This is a genomic window from Exiguobacterium sp. s80, from assembly GCF_018618725.1.
Classification (GTDB): domain Bacteria; phylum Bacillota; class Bacilli; order Exiguobacteriales; family Exiguobacteriaceae; genus Exiguobacterium_A; species Exiguobacterium_A oxidotolerans.
The window spans coordinates 249058-274099 of the sequence record NZ_JACSMP010000001.1; the positions used below are offsets into that span (position 1 = coordinate 249058).

General features: G+C 48.4%; 23 protein-coding genes and 2 other annotated features. Of the genes, 22 read left to right on the forward strand and 1 reads right to left on the reverse strand.

Going from position 1 to position 25042, the window contains the following annotated elements; genetic code table 11:
- Positions 1 to 123 precede the first annotated feature (123 nt).
- From accB to spo0A, 12 genes are all read left to right on the forward strand, one after another.
- Complete coding sequence (accB, locus tag KNP94_RS01305) at positions 124 to 585, forward strand: acetyl-CoA carboxylase biotin carboxyl carrier protein (RefSeq protein WP_088836609.1); 462 nt, start codon at positions 124 to 126, stop codon at positions 583 to 585.
- A 14-nt stretch (positions 586 to 599) separates the two neighbouring features.
- The gene (gene accC / locus KNP94_RS01310) at positions 600 to 1952 is read left to right on the forward strand and encodes an acetyl-CoA carboxylase biotin carboxylase subunit (protein WP_239456856.1); all 1353 of its coding nucleotides are present in this window, start codon (positions 600 to 602) and stop codon (positions 1950 to 1952) included.
- 121 nt (positions 1953 to 2073) lie between these two features.
- Entirely contained in the window at positions 2074 to 2475 is a 402-nt protein-coding gene (gene nusB, locus KNP94_RS01315) for a transcription antitermination factor NusB (protein WP_239456902.1), read from the forward strand.
- A gap of 65 nt (positions 2476 to 2540) precedes the next feature.
- Entirely contained in the window at positions 2541 to 3374 is an 834-nt protein-coding gene (gene folD, locus KNP94_RS01320) for a bifunctional methylenetetrahydrofolate dehydrogenase/methenyltetrahydrofolate cyclohydrolase FolD (RefSeq protein WP_088836611.1), read from the forward strand.
- On the forward strand, positions 3371 to 4690 hold the full coding sequence (xseA, locus tag KNP94_RS01325) for an exodeoxyribonuclease VII large subunit (RefSeq protein WP_088836612.1): 1320 nt from the start codon (positions 3371 to 3373) through the stop codon (positions 4688 to 4690). The genes folD and xseA overlap by 4 nt, the downstream gene beginning before the upstream one ends.
- A gap of 1 nt (position 4691) precedes the next feature.
- Positions 4692 to 4913, forward strand: a complete 222-nt coding sequence (locus tag KNP94_RS01330) for an exodeoxyribonuclease VII small subunit (protein ID WP_029333071.1) — start codon at positions 4692 to 4694, stop codon at positions 4911 to 4913.
- A complete protein-coding gene (locus tag KNP94_RS01335; protein ID WP_088836613.1) occupies positions 4910 to 5779 on the forward strand; it encodes a polyprenyl synthetase family protein in 870 nt (289 codons plus the stop codon). The genes KNP94_RS01330 and KNP94_RS01335 overlap by 4 nt, the downstream gene beginning before the upstream one ends.
- Positions 5780 to 5898: 119 nt before the next feature.
- A complete protein-coding gene (gene dxs, locus KNP94_RS01340; RefSeq protein WP_029333073.1) occupies positions 5899 to 7785 on the forward strand; it encodes a 1-deoxy-D-xylulose-5-phosphate synthase in 1887 nt (628 codons plus the stop codon).
- A gap of 6 nt (positions 7786 to 7791) precedes the next feature.
- Complete coding sequence (locus KNP94_RS01345) at positions 7792 to 8598, forward strand: TlyA family RNA methyltransferase (RefSeq protein ID WP_088836614.1); 807 nt, start codon at positions 7792 to 7794, stop codon at positions 8596 to 8598.
- A 143-nt stretch (positions 8599 to 8741) separates the two neighbouring features.
- Complete coding sequence (gene ahrC / locus KNP94_RS01350; protein ID WP_088836615.1) at positions 8742 to 9191, forward strand: transcriptional regulator AhrC/ArgR; 450 nt, start codon at positions 8742 to 8744, stop codon at positions 9189 to 9191.
- Positions 9192 to 9203: 12 nt separating this feature from the next.
- A complete protein-coding gene (gene recN / locus KNP94_RS01355) occupies positions 9204 to 10910 on the forward strand; it encodes a DNA repair protein RecN (RefSeq protein ID WP_215115098.1) in 1707 nt (568 codons plus the stop codon).
- 3 nt (positions 10911 to 10913) lie between these two features.
- Positions 10914 to 11627, forward strand: coding sequence for a sporulation transcription factor Spo0A (gene spo0A / locus KNP94_RS01360; RefSeq protein ID WP_029333077.1), 714 nt, complete (start codon positions 10914 to 10916; stop codon positions 11625 to 11627).
- A gap of 783 nt (positions 11628 to 12410) precedes the next feature.
- On the opposite strand, the gene KNP94_RS01365 is transcribed toward spo0A, so the two are convergent.
- Positions 12411 to 12665, reverse strand: a complete 255-nt coding sequence (locus KNP94_RS01365) for a DUF2627 family protein (protein ID WP_029333078.1) — start codon at positions 12663 to 12665, stop codon at positions 12411 to 12413.
- Between the two features lie 121 nt (positions 12666 to 12786).
- Here KNP94_RS01365 and KNP94_RS01370 point away from each other — a divergent pair, with 121 nt between their 5' ends.
- The 10 genes from KNP94_RS01370 to KNP94_RS01415 all read left to right on the forward strand — a co-directional run bounded on the left by KNP94_RS01370 (position 12787) and on the right by KNP94_RS01415 (position 25040).
- Complete coding sequence (locus tag KNP94_RS01370; RefSeq protein WP_214765375.1) at positions 12787 to 14442, forward strand: sigma-54 interaction domain-containing protein; 1656 nt, start codon at positions 12787 to 12789, stop codon at positions 14440 to 14442.
- Positions 14443 to 14586: 144 nt separating this feature from the next.
- A complete protein-coding gene (yqiS, locus tag KNP94_RS01375) occupies positions 14587 to 15507 on the forward strand; it encodes a phosphate butyryltransferase (RefSeq protein ID WP_215115099.1) in 921 nt (306 codons plus the stop codon).
- Between the two features lie 13 nt (positions 15508 to 15520).
- A complete protein-coding gene (locus KNP94_RS01380; RefSeq protein WP_088836620.1) occupies positions 15521 to 16645 on the forward strand; it encodes a Leu/Phe/Val dehydrogenase in 1125 nt (374 codons plus the stop codon).
- A gap of 13 nt (positions 16646 to 16658) precedes the next feature.
- Complete coding sequence (gene buk / locus KNP94_RS01385) at positions 16659 to 17762, forward strand: butyrate kinase (protein WP_214765372.1); 1104 nt, start codon at positions 16659 to 16661, stop codon at positions 17760 to 17762.
- A complete protein-coding gene (lpdA, locus tag KNP94_RS01390; RefSeq protein ID WP_088836622.1) occupies positions 17732 to 19153 on the forward strand; it encodes a dihydrolipoyl dehydrogenase in 1422 nt (473 codons plus the stop codon). Before buk ends, lpdA begins: the two co-directional genes overlap by 31 nt.
- A gap of 13 nt (positions 19154 to 19166) precedes the next feature.
- A complete protein-coding gene (locus KNP94_RS01395) occupies positions 19167 to 20180 on the forward strand; it encodes a thiamine pyrophosphate-dependent dehydrogenase E1 component subunit alpha (RefSeq protein WP_029333083.1) in 1014 nt (337 codons plus the stop codon).
- On the forward strand, positions 20177 to 21160 hold the full coding sequence (locus KNP94_RS01400; protein ID WP_088836623.1) for an alpha-ketoacid dehydrogenase subunit beta: 984 nt from the start codon (positions 20177 to 20179) through the stop codon (positions 21158 to 21160). Before KNP94_RS01395 ends, KNP94_RS01400 begins: the two co-directional genes overlap by 4 nt.
- Positions 21161 to 21173: 13 nt before the next feature.
- Positions 21174 to 22448: a dihydrolipoamide acetyltransferase family protein gene (locus KNP94_RS01405; protein WP_088836624.1), complete on the forward strand. Its 1275-nt coding sequence runs from the start codon at positions 21174 to 21176 to the stop codon at positions 22446 to 22448.
- A 50-nt stretch (positions 22449 to 22498) separates the two neighbouring features.
- Positions 22499 to 22732 (forward strand) — a binding site (T-box leader).
- Between the two features lie 52 nt (positions 22733 to 22784).
- Positions 22785 to 23031, forward strand: a binding site (T-box leader).
- Between the two features lie 51 nt (positions 23032 to 23082).
- The gene (gene trpE, locus KNP94_RS01410) at positions 23083 to 24477 is read left to right on the forward strand and encodes an anthranilate synthase component I (RefSeq protein ID WP_215115100.1); all 1395 of its coding nucleotides are present in this window, start codon (positions 23083 to 23085) and stop codon (positions 24475 to 24477) included.
- Complete coding sequence (locus KNP94_RS01415) at positions 24474 to 25040, forward strand: anthranilate synthase component II (protein WP_088836627.1); 567 nt, start codon at positions 24474 to 24476, stop codon at positions 25038 to 25040. Before trpE ends, KNP94_RS01415 begins: the two co-directional genes overlap by 4 nt.
- Positions 25041 to 25042: the final 2 nt, after the last annotated feature.

Here is a 25042-nt window from a genome sequence, read left to right on the forward strand (position 1 = left end):
GGTATTTTTTCACTCGCCGGCACTTGCATCCTCTGGTATGACCAGTTAAACTTAATATTTGAGTAGGCATTAGCACCTGGTATAATATTAAGAATGAATGTTTAGATGGGGGATGGAAAGAAGATGAAAATCGATCAGTTGAAACAAGTGTTAGAAATGCTTGATCAATCAAACGTAAATGAACTTTCTCTAGAAACAGACACGTATAAATTAAAGCTTAAAAAACAAGGGGACGGTGTCGTAGTATCTCAGCACGACGCGGTCGCGGCAGCACCTGTCCAGCAAAAAGTAGTGGAAACGGCACAAAAGCCGGCCGTTGTACCTGAAGTCATGGAAGAGAAGGATGATACGGTCACAATTAACGCGCTAATGGTCGGTACGTTTTATTCACGTGCAAATCCTGAAAAACCTGCTTTCGTCAAAGTCGGCGATCAAATCGAAGTGGGTCAAGTCGTCTGCATTTTAGAAGCGATGAAACTATTCAATAACTTAAATTCGGAAATTGCCGGAACTGTCGTCGAAATTCTCGTCGCAGATGGAGACCTTGTTGAATTTGGTCAGCCACTCTTCCGGATTCGTCCTTGAGCGGGGTGATGGGAATGGAAAAACTACTAATCGCGAACCGTGGAGAAATCGCCGTTCGGATTATTCGTGCGGCTAAGGAACTTGGGATCCAGACGGTTGCTGTCTATTCGACAGCGGATCGAGAAGCACTTCATGTCCGAATGGCAGACGAAGCATATTGCATCGGCGATGTCAGTTCGACGTCTTCTTATTTGAATGTGACGAATATTCTCGCCGTTGCGACAAATCGAAACGTAACGATGATTCACCCGGGATACGGATTCCTGGCTGAAAACGTTGACTTCGCGGAGATGTGTGAAGCATGTGGTATTCAATTCGTCGGTCCGACGTCGCAAGCGATTCGCCAGATGGGCATTAAAGATGTCGCGAAAAAAACGATGATTGAATGTGGTGTCCCGGTCGTGCCGGGCTCTGACGGAACGGTGACGGATCAAGAAGCAATTGGTCTCGCTGAAGAAATCGGTTATCCGGTCATCATTAAAGCGACGGCAGGTGGCGGAGGGCGCGGGATTCGTGTTGCCCGGACAAAACAAGAACTGATTGATGGACTGGAAGAAACACGTCGCGAGGCAAAACAAGCATTTGGCAACAGCGATGTTTATTTAGAGCGTTTCATCGAAGAATTCCGTCACGTCGAAGTTCAAGTGCTTGCCGATCGACATGGGAACGTCATTCACCTCGGAGAACGAGATTGTACGGTGCAACGGCGGATGCAGAAGTTGATTGAAGAAGCTCCTTCGCCAGCCGTCAGCGCAGCGACACGGTTGAAAATGGGAGAAGCAGCTGTCAAAGCGGCAAAAGCCATCAACTATACGGGTGCCGGAACAATCGAATTCATTTTTGTCGAAGAAACAGAAGAATTTTTCTTTATGGAAATGAATACTCGGATTCAAGTCGAGCATCCGGTGACAGAAATGATTACAGGATTTGATCTTGTTCAAGCACAACTTCAAGTCGCGCTCGACCACCCGTTAGCAGTTCAACAAGAGGATATCGAGTTCCGTGGGCATTCAATCGAGTGCCGGATTAACGCAGAAGATCCAGATCACGATTTCCGACCACATGCGGGTCGCGTCACACAATACGTCGCGCCAGGTGGTATGGGTGTCCGAATCGATAGTGCCGTTTATCCAGGTTACATGATTCCTCCGTACTATGACTCGATGGTTGCGAAATTGATTGTCCATGCAGAGACGCGCGAGGAAGCTTGTGCGAAAATGGAGCGTGCTTTGGCTGAATTTTGGATTGAGGGTGTCAAAACGACAATTCCGTTCCATCAAAAGGTCTTACAGCATCCTGTATTCCGCCGGGGAACCTTCACGACGAAGTTTGCGGAACGTGAGTTAAAAGCAGCAATCGTAAAATGAACGATGACGGGAGTCGATGGATTTTACTCCCGTCTTTTTGGCGTTCACTATGTTTTTTAAAATGGGAATGTGCTAAACTAATTGATTGAGAACGACAAAAAAAGGAGCACGTGAAATCATGATGAAACGACACATGGCACGCGAACTCGCAGTACAGTCTTTGTTCCAAATGGAACTTTCTGACTTGTCTGCACAAGAGGCCATTGAATTCGCAGTAGAAGGCAAAGAATATGATACATTTGTAGAGCAATTAGTAGTTGGTGTAGAGACGAACAAGGATGAGATTGATCAACATTTACGGGCAGCGCTCGTCAACTGGTCATTTGAGCGTCTTGGTAACATCGAACGGACGATTCTTCGTCTTGCCGTCTATGAATTGATGTTCGAACCGAAAATTCCAATCCGCGTTACAATCAACGAAGCAATCGAATTAACAAAAGCGTTCGCAGACGAAGAAGCAACGAAAATCGTCAATGGTGTGCTTGGTAAGGTCGCACAACAAGCAGTCAAAGAAAATTCATAAGTAGATAAAGATAACCTTTTTCAAGGTGCAGAGTGAAACGAATTTTTTGGGGGAGTGGACAAATCATGGCAGTAGTAATCGATGGGAAAGAAATCGCAAAATCGTATCGTTTGAAGCTGAAAGAAGAAGTCGCACGTCTGAAAGAACAACGTATTCAACCGAAATTGACCGTTGTATTAATCGGTGAAGACCCAGCAAGCCAATCGTATGTCCGCGGGAAAGAAAAAGCGGCACAAGAAATTGGCATGGAGTCGGATTTGATTCGTTTACCGGCAGAGACATCAGAATCGGAGTTACTCCAGTTGATTGAACGACTAAACGCAGACGCGAGTGTCCACGGAATTCTCGTTCAACTGCCGCTGCCGGAACAAATCGACGAGAGTAAAGTCATCTTCGCTATTTCACCGGACAAAGACGTCGATGGGTTCCATCCGGTCTCAGTCGGGAAAATGATGATTGGTGAACCAACGTTCTTACCATGTACCCCAAATGGAATTCTGCACCTCGTCAAAGAAATGAATGTTCCGATCCAAGGCAGCCACGTCGTCGTCGTCGGTCGGAGTCAAATCGTCGGCAAACCGGTCGGGATGTTATTTTTAAATGAATCCGCGACAGTCAGCTACTGCCACTCGAAGACGGCAAACCTTTCTGAGATGACGCGTCAAGCGGATATCTTGATTGTCGCTGTTGGTGTTCCAAAATTGATTACGGCAGATATGGTCAAGCCGGATGCTGTCGTCATCGATGTCGGTGTCAACCGTGTTGACGGTAAACTGGTCGGGGACGTCGAATTTGATTCGGTCAAAGAGGTCGCCTCGATGATCACACCCGTTCCTGGCGGTGTCGGTCCGATGACGATCACGATGTTGCTCCATAATACAATCGAGGCAGCACGATGAATGACCCACTTCAAGTTTCCGAGCTCGTTGGGTATGTGAAACGTGAACTTGAAAGTGATTCGCTGTTACAGCAAGTGCAGGTGGTGGGAGAAGTGTCGAACTTTAAACGACACTCTTCCGGTCACCTTTATTTTACGTTGAAGGACGACCAGTCACGGATGAAGGCGGTCATGTTCGCACGTGACGCAAGTCGCCTGAAATCACCGATCAAAGACGGGATGCGTGTCGTCATGACGGCCCGGTTATCCGTGTATCTCGCTTCCGGCGAGATGCAACTCTACGTCGAGCGGATGACGGAAGATGGCGTCGGCGCCCTGTATGAAGCTTTCGTCCGTTTGAAAGAACAACTCGAAGAACGTGGGTGGTTCGATCCAGCGTTAAAAAAAGTGCTCCCAGCGTTTCCGCAACGTGTCGGAATCATCACATCACCAAAAGGTGCGGCACTTCACGATATCGCGACGACACTACGGAGACGGTATCCGCAAGCGGCAATCGTCTTCGCCCCAGTGCTCGTTCAAGGGAAAGAGGCGGCACCGCAAATTACTCGTGCCATCGAACAGATGAATGCGCGTCAGGCGTGTGACGTGTTAATCATTGGTCGCGGTGGCGGCTCGATCGAAGAACTTTGGGCGTTCAATGAAATGAACGTCGTGACGGCGATTTATGAGTCGCAGATCCCGATTGTTTCTGCAGTCGGTCATGAAACGGACTTTACCATCAGTGACTTCGTCGCGGATGTCCGGGCAGCGACACCGACTGCTGCAGCCGAACTCGTAACACCAGAGGCGGCCGAACTGGAAAAACGAGTCGGTGAACTGAGTCGACGTTTGACACGAAACTATGACTATTTCGTCAAGAGCCGACGGGAACAAGTGACCCGGCTTGCAATGAGTTATGGATTAAAGTCCCCCCGCGTTTTGCTTGGATTAAAACAGGAGCGCCTTGACCGGGCCGATATGAACTTGAATCGGATCGGAAAACAACTCATTTTAACGAAACAGCAAGGCGTGTTGAACCTATCGAACCGTTTAGCACGGATTCCGGTGCGGGAGCGTCTTGAAGAACAGTCGCGTGAAGTTGAGCGGATGCGTAAACAGTTGGAACGGATTCGCCCGTACATGAAGATGAAGCATGAGCGATTGCACCAAATGGTGGCACGCCTTGACTCGGTTAGTCCGACCCGTGTCTTATTACGTGGTTATACGTATGTCGAACAAAACGGAGAGGTCGTTCGATCGGTAAAACAAGTGACGGATGACGCCTTCCGGATTCAGTTTCATGACGGAAGTATTCTAGCGAAACGAGAGGATGAGTGAGATGGACACGGAACAATCATTTGAAGCGGCGTTAGAACGCTTAGAAGAAATCGTCGAATTGCTTGAAGAAGGGGAAGCCCCACTTGAGCAAGCGATGACGTTGTATGAGGAAGGTGTAAAACTGACTGCTCTTTGCCAGGGGAAACTATCGACAGCTGAAAAGAAACTCGATTTAATCTTGGAACAAGATGGAACGTTACGTGAAAAAGGGGGAGCACAATGATTGCCTTGATGGAATGGAAAGCTCAAGTCGAGCGTGCGCTCGAATCATTTATGACCCGACTCGATGCACCAGAACAATTACGTGCTTCGATGCGCTATTCACTCGATGCTGGAGGGAAGCGTGTCCGCCCGGCGTTGATTTATGCTGTCCTTGATGCATACGGTGTCTCGCGGACAACAGGGGACGCGACGGCAGCAGCGCTTGAGATGATTCATACATATTCTTTAATCCATGACGATTTACCAGCAATGGACGATGATGACATGCGTCGTGGGCGTAAGACGAACCATATCGAGTTTGACGAAGCAACAGCGATTTTAGCAGGCGATGCGTTGTTGACGAATGCCTTTACCTGTTTACTCGAGACGGACGCGTCGGCAGACGTCAAGATTCAATTGCTCGAGCGTCTCGCCATGGCAGCTGGAGCGGCCGGGATGGTCGGTGGACAGCTTGACGATATGCTCGGTGAACGTGGTGGCATTGATGACGTCGAGGCTCTTGAATCGATTCATCGGCGCAAGACGGGGGCATTACTCGTGTTTGCTGTTGAGGCAGGAGGAATTCTTGCTGGAGCAAACGAAGATGATGTAGTCCACTTACAACGTTACGGACGTCATCTTGGAATCGCCTTCCAAATTCAAGATGATATTTTAGATGTAACGGGAGATGCTGAAAAGATTGGTAAGCCGGTCGGGAGTGACGAAGGAAACGACAAAGCGACCTATCCGAAACTACTTGGTCTAGAGGGTGCGAAGACGGCTCTTGCGGCACAAGTACAAGCTGCTGAGGAAGCGATTGATGCGTTATCGGTCGAAGCGACGACACTTAAGGACTTGCTCGATTTCGTCGTCAAGCGTGACCATTGAGATCGACGACGCCTGGCGTCGTCTTTTTTATGTGCCAGTTATGTGGCGTTCATTAGATTGTTCTAGTACAATGTAGGGTACAAACGATATAAGAATGTAAGGAAAAGAGGCGGTAAGGTATGAAGTTGACAGAAATACAGGATCCGTCATTTTTAAAGCGTATGTCAGTCTCAGAACTCGATGTGTTCGCAGGCGACATCCGACGCTTTTTGATTGAAGAATTGGCTACGACGGGTGGTCACTTAGCACCGAATCTAGGTGTCGTCGAATTGACATTAGCACTTCACCGAGAATTTGATAGTCCGAACGATAAATTTGTTTGGGATGTCGGTCACCAGGCATACGTGCATAAAATCTTGACGGGACGTGCGGGACAGTTTGATACGTTACGCAAACACAAAGGATTATGCGGATTCCCGAAACGAAATGAAAGCATTCATGACGTCTGGGAAACTGGGCATAGTTCGACCTCGTTGTCGGCAGCGATGGGTATTGCCGTCTCAAACGAGTTAAAAGGAAATGACGACCGCGCGATTGCGATCATCGGAGATGGTGCATTGACTGGTGGAATGGCACTTGAAGCTTTAAACCACATCGGTGCGGAACAACAAAATGTCATCGTCATCCTTAATGATAACGAGATGTCGATTGCACCGAACGTCGGTGCGATGCATCAGATGTTAGGTCGTATTCGTTCTTCACGTAAAGTCCGTTATGCGCAAGATGAACTTGAGACATTAATCAAGAAAATCCCGCTGATTGGTGGAAGTCTTGAAAAAGGTAGTGAAAAACTAAAAGAAGCCGTCAAAGGAGCACTTGTTCCAGGAATGTTCTTTGAAGAACTCGGTTTTAACTACTACGGTCCAGTCGATGGACATGACTTGACGGATTTGATTGAACAGTTGAATTACGTCAAAAAAGAGCAAGGTCCTGTCCTGCTTCATGTCATCACGAAAAAAGGAAAAGGGTATCGCCCAGCTGAATATGATGGAGTTGGAACCTGGCACGGTCTCGGACCATACAAGATGGAGTCTGGTGAAGTCATCAAAGGTAAATCGAAAGCGCCGAGTTATTCATTCACGGTCGCGAATACGTTGACGAAGATGGCACGAGATGATGAAAAATTAACATTGATTACACCGGCAATGAGCGTCGGTTCAAAACTCGATTGCTTTGAGAAGGAATTCCCAAACCGAATGTTTGATGTCGGGATTGCGGAACAACATGCCGTCACGTTCGCGGCGGGTCAAGCGACGCAAGGGATGAAACCCGTCGTTTCCATTTATTCGACCTTCTTCCAGCGAGCTTACGATCAACTCGTCCATGATGTCGCGCGTCAAAATCTTGACGTGACGTTTACGATTGACCGGTCAGGTCTTGTCGGAGCAGACGGAGAAACACACCAAGGCGTCTTCGATATCGCGTTCATGCGCCACGTTCCGAATATCCGGATCGTCATGGCGAAAGACGAGAACGAACTGCAACATTTACTTTATTCGGCTGTGAAGTATGAAGGACCAATTGCTGTCCGTTTCCCAAGAGGGGAAGGAATCGGTGTAACGATGGATGAGACGTTACACGAAATTTCGCTCGATACATGGGAAGTCGAACGTGAAGGAACAGATGTTGCAATCATGGCATTCGGACCACAAGTCCAAGATGCGTTGAAAATCGCAGATCTGCTCGAGGGAGAACTGTCTGTTCGTGTCATCAATGCGCGGACAATCAAGCCACTCGACGGGAAGATGTTGGATGCACTGTATGCGGAAGGTATTCCACTCGTCACGCTGGAGGAAGCAGTCTTAAAAGGCGGCTTCGGTTCTGCAGTTCTTGAACATGCGAATGAGCAGGAAGCGTTCCCGCGCGTCAAACGATTCGGTATTCCAGATTGGTATATCGAGCACGGTGGCGTCAACGAGCTACTTGAAGAAATCGGATTATTGCCTGGACAAATCGCGGAAGAAGTACGTGCTTTTGTCAATCAAGGAAAGAAACAGAGTGTGTAACGATTAATGGAAAATGTTAAAAAAATCCGCCTCGACGTGTTACTCGTCGAGCGCGGTTTATGCGAAACACGTGAAAAAGCGAAGCGGACGATCATGGCCGGGCTCGTCTTCAGTGGAACGGAACGATTAGAGAAGGCAGGAGAAAAAGTGAAGTCCGACATCGACTTGGCCGTTAAAGGACAAGTGATGCCATACGTCGGGCGCGGTGGTTTTAAGATGGAGAAGGCACTTGAGGTCTTTGACATCGACGTGACGGACCGGACAGGGCTCGATATCGGTTCATCAACAGGTGGTTTTACGGACTGTGCCCTTCAAAATGGTGCGGCACATATGTACGCCCTTGATGTTGGATCAAATCAACTCGATTGGAAACTTCGGTCAGATCCTCGTGTGACGGCGATGGAGAAAACGAATTTCCGTCATGCGACACGAGACATGTTTCCCGTTCAGCCAAGTTTCGCGACAATCGATGTCTCCTTTATTTCACTTCGTCTCATCATTCCACCACTGAAAACGATTTTAGCTGAGGAGGGCGACGTCATTGCCCTCGTCAAACCACAGTTTGAAGCGGGACGGGACGATGTCGGGAAAAAAGGTATCGTTCGGGATGAACGTGTTCACGGACGAGTTCTTGAGGAGATGGTCGAATTCTTCATTCGTGAAGGGTTCCATGTGAAGCAACTTGATTTTTCACCGATTACAGGTGGTGAAGGAAATATCGAGTTTCTCTTACATGCGCAGCTGACAACACCCGGCATGGAAACAATCGTTGACCCAGCGGATACGGTTCGTCTGGCACATCAAGCGTTGTAAAAAAAGAAAACTATCATGGAAGCAGACTTCGTCATGTTGGAGTCTGCTTCTTTTTTCGACCCGTACGAAAAATGGCAAACGTGGACTTTTCATGATTTATTGGATTACAATAGTAACAGCGAAGAATATAGCGAGGTGCAAGGATGACAAAGGGGCAACGGTTGATTAAGATTCGGGAAATCATTACGCAATCTGAAATCGAGACTCAAGATGAATTGGTCGAAGAACTTCGGAATGCTGGATACAAAGTGACGCAAGCGACTGTATCACGAGACATTAAGGAGCTACATCTTGTAAAGGTGCCGTTAAACGATGGCCGTTATAAGTATAGTTTGCCTGCCGATCAGCGTTTTAATCCATTAGGGAAATTACGCCGTTTACTAGGTGATAGCTTTATTTCGATTGATTTTGCTCAAAATTTGATTGTCATGCATGTCTTACCGGGTAACGCCAATGCAATCGGTGTCCTACTCGATCACTTAGGCTGGTCGGAACTGCTCGGGACGGTTTGTGGCGATGATACGATTTTAATGATTGCTCGAAGTGAAGATACAGCAAAAGAAGTGACGGAACGAATTTTAGGGATGCTTTAAGGAGTTGACAAGATGTTAGCTGAATTATCGATCAAACAATTCGCGATCATTGACCAGCTGCAGATTCATTTCAAAAAAGGAATGACTGTCTTGACTGGAGAAACGGGTGCTGGTAAATCCATCGTCCTCGATGCAATCGGTTTATTGATTGGCGGACGGGGTTCTGCTGAATTTGTTCGTTACGGCGAAGATAAAGCGGAACTCGAAGGACTATTCATGATTGAGGACGGGCATATGGTCTACACATTAGCTGAAGAATATGGCATCGACGTCGAAGATGGATCCATCATTTTACGCCGAGACTTATTTGCTTCTGGTAAAAGTGTTTGTCGTGTCAATAATAAGCTCGTCACGCTGACGATTTTACGTGAGTTCGGTCGTGTGCTCGTGGACCTCCATGGTCAACATGAACACCAACACTTGATGGAAAATATGTACCACCAATCGATTCTTGATGATTTTGGTCATGAGACGATTTCCCCGCGTCTGCACGAGTATCAAAAAAAGTTCGGGCTGTACGAGGAAAAACGGATGGCATTACAATCACTGGCACAGAGTGAGCAGGAACTTGCACAACGGATTGATTTATTATCATTTCAGACAGAAGAAATCACGAGTGCGAACCTTCGTCAAGGAGAAGAAGATGAACTGTTGAGTGAACGGAACCGACTCGCGAACTTCGAAAAGTTGCACGATTCGTTAAAAGCCGCCTACGATGCGCTTCATGATGAAATGCGCGGGATTGATTCAGTTGGGGATGCGATGCGGGAGCTGCAACAAGCATCGAGCATCGATGATCAGTTCGCGAATCAAAGTGATGCCATCGCGAGCGCTTTTTACGGTCTTGAAGAAGTCGGGTACGCGATTCGTGATCAACTTGAGACATTAGAATTCGATTCGAACCGGTTAGACGAAATTGAACAGCGCTTATCTGTTTTCCAACAGCTGAAGCGGAAATATGGTGCGACAATCGAGGAAGTCATCGCCTATGGTGAAAAAATTGGGATTGAGCTTGATACGATGACGAATCGTGATGAACGCATTGAAAAGCTAAAGGCAGAAGTCGAGTTGCTTGAAAGTGAGCTGTTTGAGATTGGCAATAAGCTATCGAAGGCACGCCGAAAAGCGGCACAGTTGCTTGGTGAGGCGATTCATTTAGAATTGCGTGAACTCTACATGGAAAAAGCACGGTTCGAAATTCGGTTCATGCAAGATGGAAAAACGCCGGCCTTACGAAAAAATGGAATCGATCAAATTGAATTTTATATCATGACCAATGCGGGTGAACCGTTTAAATCGCTCGGGAAAGTCGCTTCCGGAGGGGAGCTATCTCGGATCATGCTCGGACTCAAGTCAATCTTCTCGCGTTCGCTCGGCGTCGCATCAATTATTTTTGATGAAGTCGATACGGGGGTATCGGGACGGGTCGCGCAAGCAATGGCGGAGAAAATCTATCGTCTATCGATTGAAGGACAAGTGCTCTGTATTACACACTTGCCGCAAGTCGCCTCGATGGCGGATCAGCATCTCTATATTCGTAAAGTCGAAGAGACGGACCGGACGACGACACAGGTCAACGTCTTGACGGAAGCAGACCGTGGAAATGAGCTTGGACGGATGATTTCCGGAACACATATGACGGACTTGACGCTTCGTCATGCGGAAGAATTGATGGACCAAGCAATGAGTATGAAGGAATCGCTTAAAAATGGGGTGTAAGGATTGATTAGAGTCGGGATCGCAGATGACAACCGAGAGATGGTCGAATTGATTCGCCAGCATCTCGCTACTCAAGAGGATATGGAAGTCGTATGTGTCGCATATGATGGGGAGAAGTGTCTTGAGAAATTAAAAGAAGTCGAGACCGATGTGTTGTTGCTAGACATCATCATGCCGCACCTGGATGGATTAGGGGTCCTCGAAGAATTGATGAAACAAAAAAATAATCCGGCTGTCATCATGTTGAGTGCCTTCGGTAAAGATGAGGTATCACAACAGGCAGTGACGTTAGGTGCTGCTTATTTCTTGCTGAAACCGTTCAGCATGAATCAGTTAGTCAACAAAATTCGCCTTGTGACGAACAATAATCCAACGATTCAACCGGAAACGATGGATTCGAAAATAGCGACCGTTTTACGAGAAGTCGGGATTGCGCCGCATATTAAAGGATTTACTTATTTAAAAGATGCGGTTGGGCTCGTTTTAGAACGTGAAGAGCTGCTCGGATTAATCACAAAAGAGTTATATCCGACGATTGCCCGCACCCATAAAACGACATCTTCCCGTGTGGAACGGGCGATGCGCCATGCCATCAAATCGGCCTGGAAAGAAGGGATGAGTGATCATACCTTGTTTACGGGACGGATTGAGCAAGAAAAGAGTCCGAAAAACTCGGAGTTCATCTCGTACGTCTCAAATTATATGAAACCGTCTTGAAATTAACCACTCGATCCGTGAGATCGAGTGGTCTTTACTGTGAATCAAAATGATTTTTGCTAGAAAGAGTACCTTGTAAAGCTGATAGCTCGTCCGTGAGAACGAAGAGGGGGAGATGTGAGAGGCGCGAGTGACGAAGTAATAAAAGAAATTATTTATATTTATTAGAATATTCAATAAAAAAACATTGCATAAACTGAAATGTTTGTTATAATAAAGGTACCAAATCATTTGGAAAGACGTCAGATGAACGTCGAGTCGAATCGGTTTCCGGAGAACCCATTCCACAAGCCTCATCTCAGGACGCTACCTGTAAATAGCTCAAGAATGATGGACAACATTCTCTTGATAGATGTTTTATCAAGACCTTTCGTATCATTTCTAGATGAGAATCTCGAAGTGATAGGGACTTCCATGATTTCAAAGCAAGGGGAAAGTGGAAGGTAACGTAAATGTCCGAAATACAAGTACAGTTCGTGAAAAGGAGTGTTGTCTAGCAGTGATTGTTAGCAACCGAAAGTGTTACTGCTCGAAGCGGATGACATTAAGCTTCACCTAGGTCCAAGTACAGTCAGATAATGGAGTAGTATCACCATTCTATCGATCGCTCGATAGCCAGATCTGATTTCTTTCAACCTCTTCATTAAGAGGACAACCTATGGTATTGAAGTACACGAATAGTTCTACTATGAGAGGAGTTCATCCGTACGTGAATCCAACTTTATATGAGTAAAAGGTCCCGCGCTTGAAATGAGTTCAAGAGATGGGGACCTTTTTCTGTGTTCACTTTTTTTGATACCGTTCGGAGACTTTTCCACGTTTCTTATCACGATAAAAAACATACCCTGCGACAAAACCAATCCCACCCATCGCTAAGGCGAGTCCGACAACCCCCTGTAAAACATATACATAGGCCGAGTCCCCAAGGTATGCAAACGGGAACTGGGCAATTAAAAAGACACTGTCACGCATAAGTTTGATTCCGATGGCTCCAATGATGCCAGGAATTAATAAAGTTAGTAGTCCGATGATTCGCATAGAAGTGACCCCTTTCCAAGCGTATTGTATCAAAAATCAGGTAAGACTGCGAATCGGGTTTGCCCTCTTGTTTTATTATAGGTAGGATAAAGATGTAAGCAGTTTCAAAGGGGGAATAACGATGCACCATCTTCTGATTGTTGGTGCCGGACAAGGCGGGACGGAAGTGCTACATGCCTTCCAACGTTCACCGCTCTTGACGGTCATCGGAGTCGTTGATTCAAATGAACAAGCACCAGGTCTTCAGCTGGCAAGACGCGGAGAAATTCGTGTTGAGACATCCTGGACGGCCTTTGAAGGAACGACGGTCGACTTCATCATCGATGCGACGGGAAAACGTGGCGTATTCGAACAGTTGATTCAATTCTTTCCCGAAGCAGCCGTTCTGCCGGGAGAATTCGTACGTGTTCTGATTGAACGGCTGACGGAAAAAGAACGAATGCTTGAAGCCATCATCCATTGTACAAGTGAGGCAATTTCGGTTGCCGATCAAGACGGTCAAACGATGTTAATCAATCCGGCCTATACACGAATGACGGGGTACAGTGGACAGGACGTCATCGGTAAACCAGCAAGCGCTGACATCGGGATGCAGGAATCGGTTCACCTGCGCGTCCTTGAGACGGGTGAAAGTGTTCGTGATGCGCGGATGAAGATTGGTCACGATCGACGTGATATCATCGTCAATGCGGAACCGGTCGTCGTGGATGGGCAAGTTCGGGGGTCGGTTGGTGTCATTCGTGATATTTCTGAAATGAAGGCGCTCGCGAAAGAATTGAAGGCGGCACGTCAAAAAATTCGGACACTCGAGGCGAAATATACGTTTGACGATATCATCGCTGAAAGTGAAGCGATGCGTTTCGTCGTCGATCAAGCAAAGCTTGCTGCAACGATGCCGGTTAATGTCTTGATTCGGGGAGAGTCAGGAACAGGCAAAGAATTGTTTGCGCATGCGATTCACGCTGCGAGTGAGCGGCGATACGAACAGCTTGTCCGTGTTAACTGTGCAGCAATCGCTCCAAGTCTGTTAGAGAGTGAGCTGTTTGGTTATGAAGAAGGAGCGTTCTCGGGAGCGCGCCGTGGTGGAAAGCGTGGTTATTTTGAAGAGGCGCATGGCGGATCACTTTTTCTTGATGAAATTGGAGAACTGCCGCTCGATGTACAAGTGAAGTTATTACGGGTCTTACAAGAAAATGAAGTCGTTCGCGTCGGTGGGACGAAATCGGTACCGGTCGATGTAAGAATCATTGCAGCGACAAATGCGAACCTGGAGCAAAAAATCATTACCGGTGAGTTTCGCGAAGATCTTTACTACCGGATCAATCGACTTCCGATTCACATACCAGCCTTGCGTGAACGCCCGGATGATCTTTTGCCGCTATCAACGCACTTGCTACGGAAGTTAAATCAAAGTTATGGCCGGTCCGTCGCCCGGATTTCGGAAGATGCACTGGAAGTGATTCGAAAGCAGGAGTGGAAAGGAAATGTCCGTGAGCTTGAGAATGTCATCGGTCGTGCGTTGATCTTTACGGACAAGACGGAAGATGTTTTACGAAAAGGCCACCTCCAGCTCGATTATCCGGTCGCTAAAAAACAAGTTGAACGTCCTAAAAAAGAAATTAAGCATCTGTCTGACGAGATGTCTTATGTCGAGGAACGTTTGATTCGCGAAGCTCTCGAGGCTTTTGATGGCAATAAAACAGAAGCCGCAAAACAACTCGGCATTTCCTTGCGTGCTTTGTATTATAAAGTGGAGCGATTTAATATTTATCAATAATTTGCAGTTTTTTGCGTGCAACATATTGCATTAAATGCAATTAAATGCAAAATTAAGAAAGGGTTCATGCCGAAAAGAGAGCGTTTTCATATTGGCACGAAAATTGCTATTAAATAATTGAATGACAGGTTAGGGGGAAACAAAGTGAAGTTTGATCAAATGCTAAAACAAGCTGCTCAGCTTGAGGATTCAATCGTTGCAATTGCTTCCGCGGATGACGAAGAAGTCATGGACGCCGTCGCACTTGCGATTGAACATGATTTAGCTCGCTTTCATTTATTTGGGGATGCGACCCGGATTCAACAGATGATCCATGCACGTGGATTGTCAGAGTCGCAATTTGTGATCACACACACTGCGACTGCTCAAGAGGCGGCAGAACGTGCAGCTTACGCTGTACGTAAAGGGGATGCGAGCGTCTTGATGAAAGGACTTGTTCCGACAGCAACGTTCATGAAAGCCGTTCTGAACAAAGAGATGGGATTACGTTCGGGGAACGTCTTATCTCATGTCGCATTGTTTGAAGTACCAGGTCGCGAATCGGCAATTGGTTTGACGGACGCTGCAATCCATATCGCACCGACGCTTGAAGATAAGGTCCACATCATTGAAAACGGGGTATCGGCACTTCGCGCAATCGGCTATATACTTCCGAAAGTAGCCGTCCTCGCAGCAGTCGAGGTCGTTAATCCGACAATGCAGGCGACGATCGACGCCGCCTTATTGACACAGATGAACCGCCGCGGTCAAATCAAGGATTGCCTTGTCGATGGACCACTCGCGCTTGATAACGCCGTCAATCTAGACGCAGCCAAACAAAAAGGACTGACAGGTGACGTTGCGGGGGCAGCAGATCTTCTTGTCGTGCCACAAATTGAAGTCGGGAACGTCATTTATAAATCACTGATGTATTTTGCACATGCTTCAGTCGCGGCGATTTTAGTTGGAGCGAAAGCACCCGTCGTATTGACAAGTCGGGCAGATACGGCAGAAGCGAAACTCTATTCATTAGCCTTTGCTTTACTTAATGCGCAACAAACGAAAAAAATCAAACAAACAATCTGAGGAGGAACTTAAAATGGTTGAAACAAATGTAGAAACACGCTTTAGTATCTTTGAAACAATGGAAATGGAAGATTATGAACAAGTCGTGTTCTGTCATGATAAAGTTTCGGGGTTAAAAGCCATCATCGCCATCCACGATACGACGCTCGGCCCTGCACTTGGCGGTCTTCGTATGTGGAACTATGCATCTGACGAAGAAGCATTAGTTGATGCTCTTCGTTTATCAAAAGGGATGACGTATAAAAATGCAGCAGCAGGCCTCAACCTCGGTGGCGGGAAAGCCGTCATCATCGGTGATGCAAAAACTCAAAAATCAGAAGCATTATTCCGTGCGTTCGGCCGTTATGTCCAGTCATTGAACGGGCGTTACATCACAGCGGAGGATGTCAATACGACGGTCGCTGACATGGATTATATTCACATGGAAACAGATTTCGTGACAGGTGTCAGTCCAGCCTTCGGTTCAAGCGGAAACCCGTCACCGGTCACAGCGTACGGTGTTTACCGTGGGATGAAAGCAGCAGCCAAAGAAGTCTACGGAACAGATTCGCTTGGTGGAAAAACAATTGCCATCCAAGGTGTCGGGAACGTGGCATTCAATCTTTGCCGCCATCTCCATGAAGAAGGTGCAAAATTAATCGTCACGGACATCAATCAAGATGCCTTACGTCGTGCGGAAGAAGCATTCGGTGCTTTAATTGTCGGACCAGATGAAATTTACAGCGTTGACGCCGATATCTTCGCACCATGTGCGCTTGGGGCAACATTGAACGACGAAACGATTCCTCAACTGAAAGTCAAAGTCATCGCCGGTGCGGCAAACAACCAGCTGAAAGAAGATCGCCACGGTGACATGCTCGAAGAACGCGGTATTCTGTACGCGCCAGACTTCGTCATCAATGCAGGTGGTGTCATCAACGTCGCGGACGAACTGGATGGATACAACCGTGACCGGGCAATGAAAAAAGTTGAACTTGTGTATGACGCTGTCGCAAAAGTCATCGAGATTTCAAAACGTGACCACTTGCCGACGTATCGTGCAGCTGAAAAAATGGCAGAAGAGCGGATTGCGACGATGCGCAGTGCACGCAGTCAATTCTTACGTCGTGATAAAAATATCTTAGGGTCACGCGGATAAGAGGAGGATTCAGATGAGCGAACGTATTTTAACGATCAATCCAGGTTCGACTTCGACGAAGATTGGAATCTTCGAAGGAGCGGAGCAGTTGTTTGCGAAGACGTTACGCCACCCAGCTGAAGCGGTCGGAGGACCGCTTCACGCTCAGCTGGAAATACGGCGTCAAGTGGTGTTGGATGTATTGGCACAAGAAAAGATTGAATTGAAAGCGCTTACTGCGGTTGTTGGACGCGGCGGCCTGCTTCGTCCGCTCGTCAGTGGGACGTATGCCGTCAACCAGGAAATGCGTGAAGATTTATTGAGTGGCATTTTTGGGGTCCATGCATCGAATCTCGGAGGTCTACTAGCAGACGAAATCGCTCGCACGTTATCCATTCCATCGTTCATCGTCGATCCGGTCGTCGTAGATGAACTTGAGCCGATTGCCCGACTTACGGGATTACCTGAACTTGAACGCAAAAGCATTTTTCATGCCTTGAATCAAAAAGCAGTCGCGAAACGATATGCGAAACAAGCGGAGATGCCGTATGAGGAAATGCGTCTGATTGTTGCACACATGGGGGGCGGGATTACCGTCGGTGCACATCTCGACGGACGGGTCATCGATGTCAATAATGGTCTTGACGGGGAAGGGTCATTTTCGCCGGAACGAAGTGGGTCCCTTCCTGTTGGTCAACTAGTAGAACTATGTTATAGTACCAAGTATAAACTCGAGGAAATGAAGCGTCTGGTCGTAGGGTCAGGCGGACTTGTCGCGCACCTAGGGACATTTGACGCAATCGAAATTGAACGTCGAATCGATGCCGGGGACGAGAAGGCTGCCTTACTGTACGACGCGATGGCTTACCGGATTGCAAAAGAAATTGCTGCCCAAAGTGCAGTCTTATATGGTCAAATCGATGCCATCATTTTAACAGGTGGCTTAGCATACAGCGACCGGTTGACGAGTGCAATCGAAGAACGCGTCGCACACCTCGGACAAGTGATCCGGATTCCGGGTGAAGATGAGTTACGTGCACTTGCGGAAGGTGTAATACGCGTGTTACGTGGAGAAGAAGAAGTTAAGGAATATGGAGGCGAACCAACATGGCTAGAGAATTCGACGTCGTTGTCTTAGGTGGCGGACCGGGCGGTTATGTCGCAGCAATTCGCGCTGCACAAGCCGGCAAGACGGTCGCGATCGTAGAACAAGGAAAACTCGGGGGAACCTGTTTACACCGTGGCTGTATCCCTTCAAAGGCACTCTTGAAATCAGCAGCGGTCTATCAGACAGTCAAACACGCCGCTACATATGGCGTCGACGTACCGGAGTCGTTTTTACGATTCGAACAGGTCAAACAACGGAAACAAGACATCATCGATGGACTGGAATCCGGGATTCAACATTTGATGAAAAAAGGCAAAATCGAAGTCTTCCATGGTCGGGGATCGATTCTTGGGCCAAGCATCTTTTCACCGATGCCGGGGACAATCAGTGTCGAACCGGAAGAAGGGGAAGGGGAATTGATTTTACCGCGTCAATTGATTGTCGCGACAGGATCACGCCCGCGTCCGCTAGCCGGTCTGTCGTTTGATTCCGAATATGTCCTCAGCTCGGATGAAGCACTCGACATGAATGCGTTACCTGCCTCGATCGTCATCATCGGCGGCGGGGTCATCGGAATCGAATGGGCATCGATGTTGACGGACTTTGATGTCAATGTCACGGTCGTCGAGTTCAGCGACCGGATTTTACCGACTGAAGATCAGGCGGTCAGTCGTGAAGTCGCTCGTCAGTTGAAAAAACGCGGAGTCAAGATTTTGACGAGCGCGGCTGCGCAAAGTGACAGCTTCAAGATGACGGAGTCCGGTGTGACGATCGACGTCGATCGAAATGGTGACATCACGACGCTTGCGGCGGACAAGTTGCTTGTCGCGATCGGACGGATGGCGAACGTCGAAGGGATTGGGCTTGAGAATACGAACATCGTCGTCGAAAACGGGTTTATTCAAGTCGATGATGATTTCCGGACAAAAGACAATCATATCTATGCGATTGGCGATGTCATCGGACGTCTGCAACTGGCACACGTTGCATCTGCTGAAGGCGCAAAAGCGGTCGAAGCAATCGTCAATGGATCGACGACGCCACTCAATTACGCGTTTGTCCCACGCTGTATCTACAGTGTACCGGAAGCTGCTTCGGTCGGTCTGACGGAAGCTGAAGCAAAAAATGCCGGAATGGACGTCAAAACGGGGATGTTTTCGTTTAACGGACTCGGTAAGGCACGCATCGAAGGTGAAGCCGCCGGGTTCATCAAGCTGGTCTCTGATGCCAAAACGGACGATTTAGTCGGTGTCCATATCGTCGGACCAAAAGCAACGGAACTGATTAGCGAAGGCGGGCTGGCGCTTGTCTTGAATGCGACGGCATGGGAAGTCGGGCAGCTCGTTCACCCGCACCCGGCCCTGTCAGAAGCATTCGGTGAAGCAGCATTAGCAGTTGACGGATTAGCGGTTCACGCATAAGGAGGAATAACAGATGGAAAAAATAGAATTTAAAGAACTCGTTGAGCTCGGACTGACGGAGCAGGATGCAATCCAGATGTTCGAGACGATGGTACGGGCACGAAAAATCGATGAGCGGATGTGGAAATTGAACCGGGCAGGTAAGATTCCGTTCCTCGTTTCTTGCCAGGGGCAAGAGGCGGCGCAAGTCGGGGCGGCATTCGCACTCGAAAAAGGAACGGATTATATTTTACCGTACTACCGTGATTTAGGGGTCGTCCTTCATTTTGGTCAAACATCGCGTGACATCATGTTGTCTGCGTTCGCGAAAGCGGAAGATCCAAACTCAGGTGGACGTCAAATGCCGGGACACTACGGCTCACGTGCTTTAAACATCGTCACGGGATCGAGTCCTGTCACGACACAAGTCCCGCATGCGGTCGGGATCGCCCTGGCTGCGAAAATGCGTAAGGAACCACTTGTCGCGTACGTTTCGTTTGGTGAAGGATCATCGAACCAAGGGGATTTCCACGAAGGAGCAAACTTTGCCGGGATTCATAAATTACCGGTCATTCTATTCTGTGAGAACAATAAATATGCGATTTCAACACCCCTCTCGAAACAATTGTCAGCGAAACATGTCGCAGACCGCGCAATCGGCTATGGCATGCCGGGTGTGACGATTGACGGGATTGATCCACTCGCCGTCTATAAAGCAGTCAAGGAAGCACGTGACCGTGGCATTCGTGGGGAAGGTCCGACGTTAATCGAAGTCGAAGTTGAACGTCTTGTCCCCCACTCGTCAGACGATGATGACAAATCATACCGTTCGGCAGAAGAACTGGCAGAACTGAAAACACGTGACGGCATCAAGATTTTCCGTGCGAAATTGATTGATATGGGTGTCTTGACGGAGGAGTCAGCGACAGAAATCGAGACGACGCTCGAACGTGAAGTCGAAGAAGCGACGGCTTATGCAGAAGCAGCGGCGTATGACTTACCGGAAAACGCACTTCGTTACGTGTACGACGAGGAGGAAACGAAATGACGACATTAAGTTTAATTGAAGCCATCAATAGCGCAATCAAAGAAGAAATGGAACGGGATGATTCCGTCTTTATCTTAGGAGAAGACGTCGGTGTCCGTGGTGGAGTATTCCGGGCGACACAAGGATTGCTCGAGCAGTTCGGGGAAGAACGTGTCATCGATGCACCACTCGCTGAGAGTGCGATTGCAGGTGTTGGAATCGGAGCCGCCATGTATGGCATGCGTCCGATTGCTGAGATGCAGTTCGCCGACTTCATCATGCCGGCCGTCAACCAAATCGTCAGTGAAGCGGCAAAAATCCGATACCGTTCGAACAATGACTGGATTTGTCCAATCGTCATCCGCGCACCCTTTGGCGGCGGCATTCATGGTGCGTTGTACCATTCACAATCGGTCGAAGCGATGTTCAATTCGACGCCGGGTCTAAAAATCGTCATTCCGTCAAACCCATACGATGCCAAAGGGTTATTGAAGGCTGCGATTCGCTCGAATGATCCTGTGCTGTTCTTTGAACATAAACGGGGCTACCGGTTGTTAAAAGGTGAAGTTCCGGAAGAGGACTATACGGTTGAAATCGGGAAAGCTGATGTCAAACGGGACGGAGAAGACGTCACCGTCATCTCATACGGACTTTGTGTCCAAATGGCGCTTGACGCAGCAGCACGTCTTGAAAAAGACGGCATCGACGTCCATATCCTTGATCTTCGGACCGTCTATCCGATTGACCGGGCGGCAGTCGTCGCAGCGGCACAAAAAACGGGTAAAGTCTTGCTCGTGACGGAAGATAATAAAGAAGGCAGTGTCATGAGTGAAGTCTCGGCGATCATCGCGGAAGAAGCATTGTTCGATCTTGATGCACCAGTCGAACGATTGTGCGGACCCGATGTACCGGCGATGCCATATGCACCGACGATGGAGAAATTCTTTAATATCTCAAGCGAAAAAATTGAAGATAAAATCCGGACGCTCTACGCGTACTGAGGGGGACCCGTCAATGAAGACAGAAACATTAACGATGCCACAACTTGGTGAGAGCGTGACGGAAGGAACGATTTCGTTATGGCTCGTCAAACCAGGAGATACCGTCAAAAAGTATGATCCGATTGCTGAAGTCATCACCGATAAAGTGACAGCCGAAGTACCATCATCGTTTGATGGTGTCATCGACAAGCTGCTCGCTGAAGAAGGGGACACGCTCCAAGTCGGGGAAGCAATCGTCACGTTACAAGTCAGTGGTGGATCGACGGAAGTCGCAGCGACCGAAGAAGAAATCCCGGCTGTAAAAGAGCAGACGGTAGAAACGGTTCAGTCGATGAAAAAACGCTATTCACCAGCTGTGCTGAAGTTATCAGCAGAACACGGCATCAATCTCGATCACGTCAACGGGACGGGAGCGGGCGGCCGGATTACACGCAAAGATTTGCTGAAGCTCGTTGAATCCGGTCAAGTCAATCAGCCGGATGTTGTCGAGGCCCCGACGATTGAGACCGTACCGACAAAAGCGGAAGCGGCAGTCGAGACTCCGGCACCGAAGTCTGCGCCAAAACCGACGATGAGTACGACGGAAGACGGCGATATTGAAATTCCGACGGCAGGTGTCCGTCAAGCGATCGCCAGTAACATGGTGCGCTCGAAACAAGAAGCACCGCACGCCTGGTTGATGGTTGAAGTCGACGTGACGAATCTGGTCGAAGCACGGAATCGTCATAAAGATCAGTTCTTCAAACAAGAAGGCGTCAAATTGACGTTTTTACCGTTCTTCATGAAAGCGACAGTCGAAGGACTGAAGAAACACCCAATCATGAACTCGCAGTGGGCAGGCGATAAAATCATTCAAAAACGGGCAATCAACTTATCACTCGCCGTCGCGACGCAAGAAGCGTTATTCGTCCCGGTCGTCAAACATGCGGATGAACTTAGCATTAAAGGACTCGCTCGGGCAATCGATGACTTCGGTAAACGGGCGCAGGCCGGTAAGTTATCGTCAAGCGAGATGCAAGGTGGTACGTTTACCGTCAATAACACGGGTTCGTTCGGTTCGATCCAATCGGCACCGATCTTGAACTTCCCGCAAGCGGCGATTTTATCCGTGGAATCAATCGTCAAGCGCCCGGTTTGGGTCAACGGCATGTTCGCAGCACGTGACATGGTCAACTTATGTATGTCGATTGATCACCGTGTACTTGACGGGTTAGTGGCCGGTCAATTCCTGCAGACCGTCAAGCAGGCGCTCGAATCGATCGACCCGGATCAACTCGCTTTATACTAAATAGTTGACAGGTCGCCCGAAGCGACGTAATATAATAAACAATTGAACAACATAACGCTACGACGAAGAAGAGTAGCCCGTGAAACGATTGAAGAGAGCTGATGGGTGGTGCGAATCAGTATCGGGAAACAGGTGAATGGGCTTTTGAGCATCAGACCGAACTTGAAGTAGGCTCTGACGGTGACCTCCCGTTATCGAGGACGACGAATCAGGTGCGCCGGTTCGTTCGAGGGGACTATTGGATAGTCAACGAAGGTGGTACCGCGGGTTTTCCCGTCCTTCATGTGAATGATCACATGAATGGACAGGAAGACCCTTTTCGTATGCAACAACATAAAAAAATCGATGAATGAGTTAAGTAATTAAACACATCACTGTTTCAGAGAGCCGGAGAAAGGTGGGACTTCGGTACAGGGAGGTTTAATGAATGGTCTCATGAGAGCATGGCTGAATTTACAGTAGGTCATGACGGAAGCCCCCGTTATCGCAGGCTACGGTGTCCTTGAAGTGAGGAAGCACCGGAAAAGTGGGAACGCAACAACCGTTCCAATCGAGGTGGCACCGCGAGTTAATCGTCCTCCATGTAGCAATTGCTATGTGGAGGACTTTTTTTATACCAGGAGGCGAAATCAGGATGATTCAGACAGAAGAATTAGTAATCGAACGACTTGAGATGAACGGGGACGAGCTGACACCGATTTCGATTTTTCGACGAATTGACGGGAATCGAAAGTGTTTACTCGAAAGTTCGACCCAGTCAGGGAACGCACGTTACTCGATCATCGGGGTCGACCCAGTCGCTTTGCTACGGGCAGAGGGGAATCAAGTCACGCGGCATGATTTAAAGACGGACGAATCGGTTACGACGATTGGCGATCCGGTCCATTTACTGCAACACTACATCACACGACCAACAAGTGAACTGGACTTACCCTTTTTAAGTGGGGCGATCGGTTACGTCGGCTATGACACGATTCGCGCCTATGAAAACATCGGAGTGATGCCAAAGATTGACCGGAACCTACCGGATTCGTTACTCGCCGTCTATGATGAAATCATTTTATACGATCATCTTGAACATCGCGTCCACTTGGTCCATACGTCACTCGGTGGTGTGACGGACCGCAGTGAAATGATGGAGCGGTTAGAACAAAGAAAGCAACAACTCGAACGGACAGGGGAGCAAACCTTACTGGAACGTCCCCTTGAAAACATTTCATATCAGCCGCAGATGGAGAAGGAAGATTTTATCCAGCTCGTGGAACAAGCGAAACAACATATTCGGCAAGGAGACGTCTTCCAACTGGTGTTATCGCAACGACTCGATGCGACCTTCGCGGGGGATCCGTTTCACTTCTACCGGAAGTTACGGCAAGACAACCCGAGCCCTTATCTCTTTTATATCGACCTCGGCGAGTTGATTGTCCTCGGGGCATCGCCGGAAAGTCTCGTTCAGGTCAAGGGAAGACGCGTGACGACGAATCCGATCGCCGGGACACGGCGCAGAGGACAAACGAAACAAGAAGACGAACGGTTGGCAGCTGAGCTCGTTGCAGACGAGAAGGAGCGTGCCGAACATCGGATGCTCGTCGATCTTGGCCGCAACGATCTCGGCAAGGTCTGTCAGGTCGGAAGCATTAACGTATCGCGCTACATGGAAATCGAACGTTTCAAAAACGTGATGCATCTTGTCTCCGTCGTCGAAGGGACGTTAGCGAACGGGCAGACAGGAGCCGACGCCTTGATTTCTTGTTTACCCGCTGGAACGGTCTCCGGGGCGCCGAAAATTCGGGCGATGCAATTGATTGAACAGTATGAAACGTTGAAGCGGGAAGTGTATGCGGGCGCCGTCGGTTACTTCGATGTCAGTGGAAATCTTGATTTTGCACTCGCAATCCGGACGATGGTCATCAAGGACGGTACGGCCTATGTCCAAGCCGGTGCCGGAATCGTCTATGACTCGGACCCGACGCTCGAATATGAAGAGACATTGCATAAAGCGAAGTCGTTACTGGAGGTTTGGAAATGATTTTATTGATTGATAACTATGATTCCTTTACCTATAACCTGTATCAATATGCGGCGGAACATACCGCCGTACAAGTCGTCCGTAACGATGCGATGACAATCGAAGGCATTCAAGACTTGCAACCGGACGGAATCATTTTATCGCCGGGACCAGGTAATCCGAATGATGCCGGGATTTGTCTAGATGTCATCAAACAACTGTCCGGTTCGATTCCGATCCTTGGCGTCTGTCTCGGTCACCAAGCAATCGGACAAGCCTTCGGGGGACAAGTCGTCCAGGCAACGGACATCATGCACGGCAAGACATCGATGATTCGACAGAACGGGAACTTATTTAAGGGACTCGCAGAACAATTCGAAGTCATGCGGTATCACTCATTAATCGTCGACCGACAGACGGCACCCGACGTGTTACGCATTACGGCGGAAACAGTAGACGGGACGATCATGGCATTTGAACATATCGAACACCCGACATACGGGATTCAGTTTCACCCAGAGTCGGTCGGAACGATCGACGGAAAACAAATCGTCAAACGATTCATTGAACTGACAGGGGAGTGACA

Bases quoted from the DNA above. Each gene is read 5' to 3' on its own strand.
- accB (WP_088836609.1), top strand. From the start codon at position 124: ATGAAAATCGATCAGTTGAAACAAGTGTTAGAAATGCTTGATCAATCA.
- accC (WP_239456856.1), top strand. From the start codon at position 600: ATGGAAAAACTACTAATCGCGAACCGTGGAGAAATCGCCGTTCGGATT.
- nusB (WP_239456902.1), top strand. From the start codon at position 2,074: ATGAAACGACACATGGCACGCGAACTCGCAGTACAGTCTTTGTTCCAA.
- folD (WP_088836611.1), top strand. From the start codon at position 2,541: ATGGCAGTAGTAATCGATGGGAAAGAAATCGCAAAATCGTATCGTTTG.
- xseA (WP_088836612.1), top strand. From the start codon at position 3,371: ATGAATGACCCACTTCAAGTTTCCGAGCTCGTTGGGTATGTGAAACGT.
- KNP94_RS01330 (WP_029333071.1), top strand. From the start codon at position 4,692: ATGGACACGGAACAATCATTTGAAGCGGCGTTAGAACGCTTAGAAGAA.
- KNP94_RS01335 (WP_088836613.1), top strand. From the start codon at position 4,910: ATGATTGCCTTGATGGAATGGAAAGCTCAAGTCGAGCGTGCGCTCGAA.
- dxs (WP_029333073.1), top strand. From the start codon at position 5,899: ATGAAGTTGACAGAAATACAGGATCCGTCATTTTTAAAGCGTATGTCA.
- KNP94_RS01345 (WP_088836614.1), top strand. From the start codon at position 7,792: ATGGAAAATGTTAAAAAAATCCGCCTCGACGTGTTACTCGTCGAGCGC.
- ahrC (WP_088836615.1), top strand. From the start codon at position 8,742: ATGACAAAGGGGCAACGGTTGATTAAGATTCGGGAAATCATTACGCAA.
- recN (WP_215115098.1), top strand. From the start codon at position 9,204: ATGTTAGCTGAATTATCGATCAAACAATTCGCGATCATTGACCAGCTG.
- KNP94_RS01365 (WP_029333078.1), bottom strand. From the start codon at position 12,665: ATGCGAATCATCGGACTACTAACTTTATTAATTCCTGGCATCATTGGA.
- KNP94_RS01370 (WP_214765375.1), top strand. From the start codon at position 12,787: ATGCACCATCTTCTGATTGTTGGTGCCGGACAAGGCGGGACGGAAGTG.
- KNP94_RS01380 (WP_088836620.1), top strand. From the start codon at position 15,521: ATGGTTGAAACAAATGTAGAAACACGCTTTAGTATCTTTGAAACAATG.
- buk (WP_214765372.1), top strand. From the start codon at position 16,659: ATGAGCGAACGTATTTTAACGATCAATCCAGGTTCGACTTCGACGAAG.
- lpdA (WP_088836622.1), top strand. From the start codon at position 17,732: ATGGCTAGAGAATTCGACGTCGTTGTCTTAGGTGGCGGACCGGGCGGT.
- KNP94_RS01395 (WP_029333083.1), top strand. From the start codon at position 19,167: ATGGAAAAAATAGAATTTAAAGAACTCGTTGAGCTCGGACTGACGGAG.
- KNP94_RS01400 (WP_088836623.1), top strand. From the start codon at position 20,177: ATGACGACATTAAGTTTAATTGAAGCCATCAATAGCGCAATCAAAGAA.
- KNP94_RS01405 (WP_088836624.1), top strand. From the start codon at position 21,174: ATGAAGACAGAAACATTAACGATGCCACAACTTGGTGAGAGCGTGACG.
- trpE (WP_215115100.1), top strand. From the start codon at position 23,083: ATGATTCAGACAGAAGAATTAGTAATCGAACGACTTGAGATGAACGGG.
- KNP94_RS01415 (WP_088836627.1), top strand. From the start codon at position 24,474: ATGATTTTATTGATTGATAACTATGATTCCTTTACCTATAACCTGTAT.